The sequence below is a fragment of the Streptomyces sp. NPDC006458 genome, assembly GCF_040612135.1.
Lineage (GTDB): Bacteria > Actinomycetota > Actinomycetes > Streptomycetales > Streptomycetaceae > Streptomyces.
In genome coordinates this window covers 1-9,286 of the sequence record NZ_JBEXPR010000069.1, presented here as the reverse complement: position 1 = coordinate 9,286, position 9,286 = coordinate 1, and the positions used below count along the sequence as shown (strand labels likewise).

Below are 9,286 nucleotides of genomic sequence, written 5' to 3'. Positions count from 1 at the left end.
GAGACGGTTCTCTTGGTCGAAAACCCATCTACCAGGGGCTTCACCACGTTGTCAGCCCAACTGTCGGACTCCAGAACCAGGTTGGAAAAGGCTCAGTCTCCCTGGTTTCGTTTGCCTGCGTCGCCGGCTGGGTGTTGACGTGCGTCATCGCCGTCCGTCACCCCAATCCGGCTACGAGCAGTGCGGGTTGTCGTTCACGATGTGGTTGTTACCGATGCCGGTGAATGTGTTACCGGTCGACGACAAGATGCACGCCTGGTAATTGGAAATGCCGTACTGCACGTTCGTGATCGTGTTGTTCTCGATCGTCACACCAGTCCAGTAATCCAGCTCTACGCCGATGCTGTAGTCCGGATTCAGGTCGTGGATGTTGTTGTCGTGGACGTGGAGGCCGGTTGCGCTGCTGAACGGGCCGCCCTTCGGACCACCTACCAGGACACCTGAGGTAAGCCCGGAGCCGCTGATGTTGTTGTTGGCGATCTCGATGCCGCTCGCCGGGTTTGCGCCGAGCCACGCGATGATGCCCCACATGGTGCCGTCGGAGAAGTTGGCATGCGTCACCGTGTTGTTGGTGATGACGATGTTGTCGATCGTCTGAGACGGGCTGTTGGGCTCAACGTCGATCGCGCCAGGCATACCACCTCGGGCGCAGTCGGTGAAGGTGTTCCCGTCCACCGTGACGTCCCTGCCCTCGATGATCGAAACGCCATTCCTGTTACGGGCGGAACTGTTCGCAGTGAACGTGTTACCCAGGATGACGTCGATGTTCGAGCCGGTCGTCGAGATGTAGATCCCGTCGCCGATCATATTGACGAAGGTGCAGCCCTTCACCGTGACGTTCGAGGCGGAACCGCTGATCCTGAGGTTGTGCCGGTGCTGGCTCCACACACCACCCTGGTTCTGGACGTTGCCGTCGAAACGAAGGTTGTCGAATGTGACATTGCTGCCCGTGGTGACGACCGACCAGTCACTAGTGGTTGTGGTCGTCGAGTTGTCGGGGAACTTGATCGTGGAACCGTTGCCCTCGACGTAGCACCCGCCCGGGATTGTCAGAGCTGAAGTGACCGCATATGTCTGATTTGAGGGGAAAATAAGCCGCTTACCTGCGGCATCCGCGGCAGCGAGGTGCACCGTCGCATAGTCGGCTACGTAGATGGCGTCACCGGAGCCGGTAAATAACACCTCCGGGAGGAGCATTTGGGCTTCGCGGCCAGAAGTGGGAGTGCCAGAACCGCCAGCATCGACCTGCGGGAGAGTGAGTGTTGCGCGGAGAATATCCCCACCAGAGACCTCCTTGGGTGTGAGTTCCGAGACTGGGTATCACGCGCCGGGATTCGGCGTCAACGACGCTCGTCACACGGATACCCGTGCCGCTGCCGGTGAAGGGCCGCTCGACGTGGAACCCGTAACCCGGCTGGAATCGCGGGTAAAGATCGATTGCCTCGCACTGACGCCTGCGGGGTTGACCTCGGGTAGTCCGACCAGTGTGACTACGGCTGGCGGTGCGCGGGAAATACTCCGGCGCACCGCCACACCTCGGGGGTCTCCGGGACCACGGCGGCCGGGCGCGGGTCGCCTTTCACCATCAGCAGTCTGGCCAGTTTCGTGCCGGAGATGGCACGGGAGCGGGCGTAGGCGTCGCCGTGGCCGTCGATCGCGATCTCGAAGCGTCGGTTGGCCTGGCCGGGGTCCTGGTCCTTGCGCAGCACCAGCGCGTAGAGGGCATGGCCGGTGTCCCCGTGGTGCTGGGCCTTGTCGTAGTACGCCATCCACGGCGGGTCGCCGTGCGGATCGGGTTTGGCGAACGCGTCGTCGGCGGCGCCGACCGCGGCCATCGTCGCTCCGATGTCGCCCATCTTCCCGAACGCACGGGCTCGTGCGGAGTGGAGCATGGCCTGGATGGTCGGGGTGAGACGGTCCGATCGCACGAGGCCTTTCTCGGCGTAGGTCAGCCTCGTGTCCGGGTCGCCGGTCCAGATGGCCTGACGGGCGAGGAAGCTGTACACCTTGGCGCGCAGGTAGTTGCGCAGCACCTCGCTCTCGTTGCCGCGCAGCCCCGCCGGAACCTCCAGCGTCTGTGTTCCCTGGTTGGCGAGCGTGCCACGCACGGTGAGGAACCCGCCCGGATCACGCTCCGCGCCGGTGACGGTCAGCAGCATCTGATGCTGCCCCTCGATCACCGCCAACGCCCGCGCCTGTTCCTGCGGTTGACGTCCGGCCTGACCGCCGGCCACCGGGCTGCTGCTGGTCGCGGCCGTCGGCCCGGGCCGGTCGCCCGGATCATCGCCGCCGCCCGCACAGCCTGCCGCGCCGAGCAGGGCGAGCGCTGCCGCCAGCTCCCGGGGCCGCGGCGGCGGGCCGGGGGTGGTTGCGGGGGAGGGTGCCGACGCCGGTCATGACGTCTTTCCGGGGGCGTGGCCAGACGGTGATGACGTCACCGTCGAGGGTGACGCGTCGGTGCGTGAACTGCGCGCGGACGAGGTTGCGGTCGTCGCGGTCGAAGTCGCCGCAGGCGTGCAGGACCCAGGCGTCGCCGATACGGCTCACGTCGCGGGTGGCTGCAGGTCAGCGGTAGGGTAAGCAATCTTCGTCGGTGCGAACGTTGATTATGGTGTTGTTCACCTGACATCCCTGAAGTTCATGTGGGGTATGGAAGATGGGGAGCGGCATCCACTTCACGCCGACAACTTAGCCCTTCGCGTCAGCAAAGTTCAAGCTACTGCCGCGTGTGGCAGGAGGCCCGGCTCCTGGCGCTTCCGCCGACCGCCGCGGGCTCGCCGCTCGCGAGTCGGCCGTAAGACCTTCGCCACTCGGCGCTGTCGGCGTGGCTCAATGCTGGAGTCGACCCCACCGAGGTTGCCGAACGCGCCGGCAACAGCGTTGAGGTCTTGCTGACCCGCTACGCGAAGCGTCTCGACGGGCGGCAGGACGTTGCCAACCGGTGTATCGAAGGCCTACTGCGCGAATACGAGTAACACGTCGTGCCGCTGTGTGCCGTCAGGATCAGCCGTTGTCGCGAGGCGAAACGGGCGCTTGGGCCTGCGGATGGAATCCGCCTACAGGCTGACAAGGCGCTTGACCGGTTGGCCGATTGGACAGCCGGGGCCGGGCCGGGGATGGTGGATATGGAGGGATGTCCGCACTCCCCCGGCCCCTGCGAACCACCATCATCAGGGAGTCCTTCATGACAGCCATCGAACCGGAAGAAATCGCTGCTGCCGCCGCGCCCGACACGCTCGGAAGCTACCTGGCCGAGATGGCCCAGTCGGCTGGAGAGCAGACGTCGGAGCCAGCGCCTTCCGTCCGCACGACGGAGCGCGAGGGGCACCGGATCGCGGTCACCACCACCTACGACGTCGTCGTGGACGGGCTACCGGTGACGGCCCGGCTGCACGTGGCTGACAGTGGCATGCTGTACAGCCCCGGCCTGCCCTATCACCGGTTCACCTCGGCGCTGGACGCCGTCCGGGCACTGAGGTCCACCTATCCCGACCACTTCGGAGGGGGCGCCTGAGATGGCCTTGGTCCGGAGAAACATCCTGCACGACGAGAACGCGCTGAAGAAGTACGTCACGGGCATCGAACTGCTCAAGAAGGAGCCGACCGGGCGGACCACCAGGAACTTCGGCATCCCCGGCCCGGAAAACCCGGTGTACACCTACGACCTGTTTGTGATCTGGCACATTCAGGCGGGAACTTTCCCCATTCCGCGGAACGGCGACCCGATGGTGCGCAATTACGCCCACCGGGGGCCGGTATTTCTGCCGTGGCACCGGTTGCTGCTCATCCTCGTGGAGCGCAACATTCAACGGATACTCGGCGAAGACAGCACCTTTGCGCTGCCGTACTGGGACTGGTCGGCCGACGGCGACGACGGCTCGCCGACCGATGCCCCGATCTGGACGCCCGAGTACATGGGCGGGCAAGGCAACCCCGTCTCCGACGGGCCGTTCGGCTTCTACCCGAACGACCCGAACAACTTCACCGTCCGTATCGAAAGCGGCCCCGACGGACGGCCGTCCCAGGCCGGGAACGGCCAGGGACGGGGTCTGGTCCGGGAGTTCGCCCGGTCCTGGCCGGAAGGCTGGGAGACCCTGCCGGCCAGCGCGGATGTGAAAGCGGCCCTCGACTTCGCGCCGGGCAGTCCCAACCCCAAACCGGAAGACCGGTACGACGTCCTCGACTTCAGCGTCAACTCGGACGGCTTCCGCAGCCGGCTCGAAGGCTGGCACCCATCGGGGCGGCCCTGGACGCACAATCAGGTTCACCTGTGGACGGGCGGCGACATGCTGCCCCTGAGTTCCCCCAACGACCCGGTGTTCTTCCTGCACCACTGCAACGTGGACCGGACCTGGGAGAGCTGGCTGCAAAGCTATGGCCGGATGTACACCCCGGACATGACAGCCTCGGACACATATGCGGGTGAACGGATCGACGACAATCTGGCCCTCCCCGTGAATTACCCCTATACGCCGAGGAACATGTTGGACCAGAGCAACTGGTGCATCTACGACCAACTGCCCTGAAACCGGCAGCGCCACAATGAGGCCAGCACACCGGCGCGGAGGGAGCGGGACTGACAGATCCCGCCGCCTGGTGGTACTCGCGCAAAGAGGCTCCGGATCCGCGGCGCACCGTGGTGGATGCGATCCGCTTCATCATCGGCAATGTGGACTCCCAGTCCATCAAGGGAGCGGAGACGGTCCCCAGCGCGACTCGCGGGCGTCACGAGGGCCTGTCCAGTCACCCGAAGCGTGCCAGCGGCTCCGACAGCTCTCTGAGACACAGTGAGCGTTTTCAGCGTTGCCGCTCCAGGGTGAGGATGGCTGAGGCGATGGCGGTCATGCGGTTGAGGGCGCAGCGGGCTCTGCGGAAGATTCGCCAGGGCGGGCGTTGTGGTCCCCGCGCGAGCGGGGGTGTTCCGTACCGGTCCCGGAGGCACCACCCCGGCCGTCCAGGAGACCCCCGACACCATCACCGTGTCAGGAGTGGACACGCCCTTCACCGTCCGGCAAGCAGACCGCCCGCCTGACCGCGGCCACGGCAGGTGACGAGAAGGTCCTCAGCGGCGGCCCCGACCTCGTGCTCTCCCGCGCGGTCCCCGGCCGGTGGACCGGCACCTCGGGCCACCGTGACCACCAACGGCGGCCAGGCCGTCGTCACGCTCACCGGACGCTTCGGCACCCTGAACACCACCATCGATGTCCGTGGACGGCCGGGGCCTGCTCATCACGACGTACACGATCGCGAACCCGCCCTCCGAAGCGCTCACCGACGTCGGCATCCGCTACACCCTCTCCAGCAGGACCGAGACCTGACCTGGGACCGGGACGCGCAATGGACGGCCTACCCCGACGACCACATCGGACTCCCCACCGGGACCGCCGTCCGCACATGGGTGGCGGGCGCCGACGCCTACCGCACCCGGCCGACCTGGCCCTGGGCCCAGGACACCCACAACTACTGTCGGGTGGTGTGGCGCTATACCGCATCCTGCGCCCCGGCAGAGGCGGCATCGGCGGTCGTGAGCAGTTCGGCCGCGTTCGGGCACACGGCTGTTGACGGCCTCCGTGATCTGGTGCGGGGAGTGCCCCTGGGGCACTGTGCGGGTGCCCCAGGGGGTGGGTCACTCTCCGGGGAAAGTGACGTTGAGATCGCGCCGTATGCCGTCCAGGACGTGCATGATGCTCAGTGTCTCGGCGAGCGGCATCAGGTCGGATTCCAGCCGCCCGGCGCTGATGCAGCGGGCCGCTTCGGCGGCCTCGTAGCACAGCCCGCCGTCGAGTTGCGGGGGGACGAAGGTGTCGATCAGCTCGTTGTCCCGGCCGATGAGCCGGACCGTGGAGGGTCCGTAGAAGGGGCCGTCGATCTCCAGACGGGCATGCGTTCCGGCGATCGATGCCGTGGTCGGAGTGCGGGCGAAGAGGGTGGTGTTCAGCACTCCGTGGGCTCCGGATTCGGCGGTGACGAGGATCGACGCCTGGCCGTCGACGCCGGTGTACGTCTTTGTGCCCACCGCCTTGACCGAGGTGAACGGCCCCAGCACCATCGAGGCGAAGGAGACCGGGTAGATGCCGAGGTCCAGGAGTGCTCCGCCCGCCAGCTCGGGGGCGAAGTGGCGGTGCTGCACCTCGGGTGTCATCGGCTGGCCGTGGTCGGCGATGACGGTGTGCACCTCGCCGAGCAGCCCGGAGTCGAGCACCTGGCGGACCACGTCGATGTGCGGCAGGAAGCGTGTCCACATCGCCTCCATGAGGAACACCCCCCGCTCCCTGGCGGCTTCGATCAGCTGCTCGGCCTCATGGGCGTTGCGGGTGAACGCCTTCTCCACGAGTACGTGCCGGCCGGCCTCGATCGCCTGCAGGGCCTGCTCGAAATGGCCTGAGTGCGGCGATGCGACGTAGACGATGTCCACAGCGTCGTCTTCGACGAGTTCGGCGTAACTGCCGTAGGCCGCCGGGATGCCGAACCGGTCGGCGAAGGCGCGGGCGCGCCCGGCGTCACGCGAGCCGACCGCCACCACTTTCTGCTCGGTGTACTTCTGCAGCGCTTCGACGAAGTAGGCCGCGATCCAGCCCGGGGCTATCACCCCCCAGTTCAGAGCCGGTGCGTCACGAGGGGAAGGCGTCCGGGGTGCGGGCAGCACCATGCGTGCCGCCTCGTGGGCGTTGACTGACTGGTTCTGCGTCATGGGGTTCCTGTCGGCTCGGATGCGAATGCGGTGTGCGCGGGAACGGCGACGCTGCCCCGGGTCTCGCGGTGTGCCTCCCCTCGGCGACCTGCGGGGGACACCCGGCATCCGCCCAGCGGGGACGCTGAGCAAACGGTGTGCAGAAGTGGGGTGGTCCTGCTTTTTCGTCGTGGGTGGACGGTCTGAGAGGTAGCCGGTCCAAGTTCTCGCGCAATCGATTGCGCCACGATATGTCGGGAGCGCCGCAGCTTGTCAAGCCTGACGGCCGACTGTGCGGGGCCGCCGCGAAGACGATCAGACGGACTCGCGCAGGACGAACTGCGTGCGCAGGGCGACCTGCGACAGGCTGACGCGGCCTCCCAGACGTTCCAGAAGCAGGCGTCCACACGTCGATCCCACCTCGTAGGCGGGATAGCGGATCGTGGAGAGTCGGGGGCGCACCAGGGAGGCGAGCTCGATGTCGTCATGGCCGATCAGCGCCACGTCGGACGGGACCGCGAGGCCCATCTGCTCCGCCGCTTCCAGGGCCCCGATGGCAGTGCGGTCGTTGACGAAGGCGACCGCGGTCGGCGGGTTCTTGCGGCTCATCAGTCGGCGCAGGCCCGCGGCGCCGGCTTCGCGGGTGTGCTTCCCGCGCACGACCAGGCCGGCCGGCAGCTCCAGCCCGTGACGCCGGGCGGCGCCGCGGAACAGTTCGAGGCGAGGGTCACCGCCCGGCGTGCCCGCCGGCCCGACCAGCATGCCCAGTCGTTCGTGGCCCTGCCGCGCGAGATGCCCGACCGCCTCGTCGACGGCCTCGTGGGAATCGGCGCGCACCTGATCCAGGTCCCTCCACTCGCTGTCGGCGCTGACCACGACCGGGATGCCCGCTGCCCGGACGGCGTCGAAGTCCTCCGGGGTCAGCCACGAGGGGGTGATCACCACTCCGTCGAGGCAGCGCTTGACCGCGTCGTCGAGGTAGTGCAGTTCTTCCGCGCGCTCCGCGTTCGTGTTGCAGACGACGACGTGGTACTGCCCCGGACGCAAGGTGTCCTGCAGCCCGCGGGCCAGCTGGGCGTAGAACGGGTTGGCGATGTCCGGGATGATCAGAGCCACGGTGCTGGACCGCCCCGTGCGCAGGCTCTGCGCCACGGTGTTCAGCCGGAACCCCAGCTCGGCGATGGCCGCCTGCACCGCTTCCCTCTTGGCGGGAGCCACCGGGCGCTTCCCGCTCAGCACGTAGGAGACGGTGGTCACCGAGACCCCTGCGGTACGGGCCACATCACTCATCGTCACAGGCTGGTGTTGCATCTTCGACCTTCTCCTTCTGTGACCGGACGCCACGGGCCCCTGCCGGAGGCATCGTCGGCGTTCCAGCCTATGCGTGCCCCACGCCTATGCCTGCCGCACCACCAGTGCGATCGGGCCGCCGGGCGACCTTCGGGTGGTGTGTTTTGTCAACTTCCCGTGCGCTGGGCGAGTCCGGTGGCCTGAACGAGGCCACCTCCGACATCTTCGCCGCCGCCAAGATCTGGTACCGGGCGCTCACCACCTACATGACCTCCTCCACCAACTACGCCGGTGCCCGCACCGCCACCCTCCAGGCCGCCGCCGACCTCTCGCCTGATCTCCGGCACCCCGACCACGCTGGGCACCAGCAACGTCACAGCCACGGTGAACGACTCCACCAACGCCACCGGCACCACCCCCTTCACCTGGAACGTCGTCAGCGTGATCATCGTCTTCGAGAACACCACCGACGTGGCCATCCCGGACAAGGGTGCCGCGGTGTTCTCCGACATCAATGTCACGGGCCTGAGCGGCAACGCGCCGAGCGCCCTCCAGGTCGACGTCGACATCAGGCACACCTTCCGAGGTGACCTGGTCATCGACCTCCAGGCCCCCGACGGCACGCTGTACCGCCTGAAGGACTCCGACATCTACGACTCGGCCGACAACGTGATCGCCACCTACACGGTGAACGCCTCCAGCGAGGTCGCCAATGGCACCTGGAAGCTCAAGGTCCAGGACATGTTCAGCTCCGACACCGGCCGCATCAACAGCTGGAAACTGACCTTCTGGTCCACGGCGGTCACCCGCCTGCGGACCGGTGACACCAGTGACACCCACTGACCGCGACGCCGCCCACCCGCTGGGCCGCGAACGACAGCGGCGACGCCAGAACGGCCAACAGCGTGAGCCAACTGATCGTTTCAGATTCAGGTTCGGAGCCGTCTCAGGCAGAAGATGGTGCAGGCGAGTTGGAGCAGGCCGCGGTGGAGGCCGGCGCGTATCTCGTAGCGGATGCGCAGGCTTGAATTGGTGGAGCGCTCGACCACCCAGCGGGTCTTGCCCAGGCCGGAGCCGTGAGCAGCGCCGCGACGGGCCCACGTGGGCGTCGCGCCCTCCGTCTCCGCAAGCAGCAGAGGCGCTGACGGCCGGAGCCGCCCTCCGCCCGTCAGGTCCATGTCCGTGGCCGGACGCTCGCCGGCCAGTACTGCCGGAGTCGTCGAGCTTGAGGGTGAAGCTTCCCCTTGATGTTGGACACCTGGAGACTGGGACATGAGGTTCCAGAGGAAGTAGTGGCCAGGTGGGAAGCAAGAGCAACCGCAGCAG

7 protein-coding genes and 4 pseudogenes are annotated in these 9,286 nt (G+C 67.1%); 4 read left to right on the top strand and 7 right to left on the bottom strand.

The window, feature by feature from the left end:
* Positions 1 to 171 precede the first annotated feature (171 nt).
* The 3 genes from ABZZ79_RS39280 to ABZZ79_RS39270 all read right to left on the bottom strand — a co-directional run bounded on the left by ABZZ79_RS39280 (position 172) and on the right by ABZZ79_RS39270 (position 2,547).
* Entirely contained in the window at positions 172 to 1,197 is a 1,026-nt protein-coding gene (locus ABZZ79_RS39280; RefSeq protein WP_356697420.1) for a right-handed parallel beta-helix repeat-containing protein, read from the bottom strand.
* Between the two features lie 293 nt (positions 1,198 to 1,490).
* Positions 1,491 to 2,234: a hypothetical protein gene (locus tag ABZZ79_RS39275; RefSeq protein WP_356697418.1), complete on the bottom strand. Its 744-nt coding sequence runs from the start codon at positions 2,232 to 2,234 to the stop codon at positions 1,491 to 1,493.
* A gap of 46 nt (positions 2,235 to 2,280) precedes the next feature.
* Positions 2,281 to 2,547: a hypothetical protein gene (locus tag ABZZ79_RS39270; protein ID WP_356697416.1), complete on the bottom strand. Its 267-nt coding sequence runs from the start codon at positions 2,545 to 2,547 to the stop codon at positions 2,281 to 2,283.
* Positions 2,548 to 2,708: 161 nt separating this feature from the next.
* Between ABZZ79_RS39270 and ABZZ79_RS39265 the strand changes: the two are divergent.
* The 3 genes and pseudogenes from ABZZ79_RS39265 to ABZZ79_RS39255 form a co-directional block, all read left to right on the top strand.
* Positions 2,709 to 2,975, top strand: a pseudogene (locus ABZZ79_RS39265) (site-specific integrase); the annotation flags it as partial.
* Positions 2,976 to 3,184: 209 nt separating this feature from the next.
* Positions 3,185 to 3,514 (top strand): hypothetical protein, encoded by a 330-nt coding sequence (locus ABZZ79_RS39260; RefSeq protein ID WP_356697414.1) that lies wholly within the window; start codon positions 3,185 to 3,187, stop codon positions 3,512 to 3,514.
* Position 3,515: 1 nt separating this feature from the next.
* Complete coding sequence (locus ABZZ79_RS39255; protein ID WP_356697412.1) at positions 3,516 to 4,526, top strand: tyrosinase family protein; 1,011 nt, start codon at positions 3,516 to 3,518, stop codon at positions 4,524 to 4,526.
* Positions 4,527 to 4,797: 271 nt separating this feature from the next.
* On the opposite strand, the pseudogene ABZZ79_RS39250 reads toward ABZZ79_RS39255, so the two are convergent.
* The 3 genes and pseudogenes from ABZZ79_RS39250 to ABZZ79_RS39240 form a co-directional block, all read right to left on the bottom strand.
* Positions 4,798 to 4,884: pseudogene (locus tag ABZZ79_RS39250) on the bottom strand (IS5/IS1182 family transposase); the annotation flags it as partial.
* Positions 4,885 to 5,626: 742 nt separating this feature from the next.
* On the bottom strand, positions 5,627 to 6,691 hold the full coding sequence (locus ABZZ79_RS39245) for a Gfo/Idh/MocA family oxidoreductase (protein ID WP_356697410.1): 1,065 nt from the start codon (positions 6,689 to 6,691) through the stop codon (positions 5,627 to 5,629).
* A gap of 294 nt (positions 6,692 to 6,985) precedes the next feature.
* A complete protein-coding gene (locus ABZZ79_RS39240; RefSeq protein ID WP_356697408.1) occupies positions 6,986 to 7,960 on the bottom strand; it encodes a LacI family DNA-binding transcriptional regulator in 975 nt (324 codons plus the stop codon).
* A 230-nt stretch (positions 7,961 to 8,190) separates the two neighbouring features.
* On the opposite strand from ABZZ79_RS39240, the pseudogene ABZZ79_RS39235 reads away from it, so the two are divergent.
* Positions 8,191 to 8,803: pseudogene (locus ABZZ79_RS39235) on the top strand (proprotein convertase P-domain-containing protein); the annotation flags it as partial.
* Positions 8,804 to 8,889: 86 nt separating this feature from the next.
* Here ABZZ79_RS39235 and ABZZ79_RS39230 read toward each other — a convergent pair.
* Positions 8,890 to 9,075: pseudogene (locus tag ABZZ79_RS39230) on the bottom strand (IS5/IS1182 family transposase); the annotation flags it as partial.
* Positions 9,076 to 9,286: the final 211 nt, after the last annotated feature.

Bases quoted from the DNA above. Each gene is read 5' to 3' on its own strand.
- ABZZ79_RS39280 (WP_356697420.1), bottom strand. From the start codon at position 1,197: ATGCTCCTCCCGGAGGTGTTATTTACCGGCTCCGGTGACGCCATCTAC.
- ABZZ79_RS39260 (WP_356697414.1), top strand. From the start codon at position 3,185: ATGACAGCCATCGAACCGGAAGAAATCGCTGCTGCCGCCGCGCCCGAC.
- ABZZ79_RS39255 (WP_356697412.1), top strand. From the start codon at position 3,516: ATGGCCTTGGTCCGGAGAAACATCCTGCACGACGAGAACGCGCTGAAG.
- ABZZ79_RS39245 (WP_356697410.1), bottom strand. From the start codon at position 6,691: ATGACGCAGAACCAGTCAGTCAACGCCCACGAGGCGGCACGCATGGTG.
- ABZZ79_RS39240 (WP_356697408.1), bottom strand. From the start codon at position 7,960: ATGAGTGATGTGGCCCGTACCGCAGGGGTCTCGGTGACCACCGTCTCC.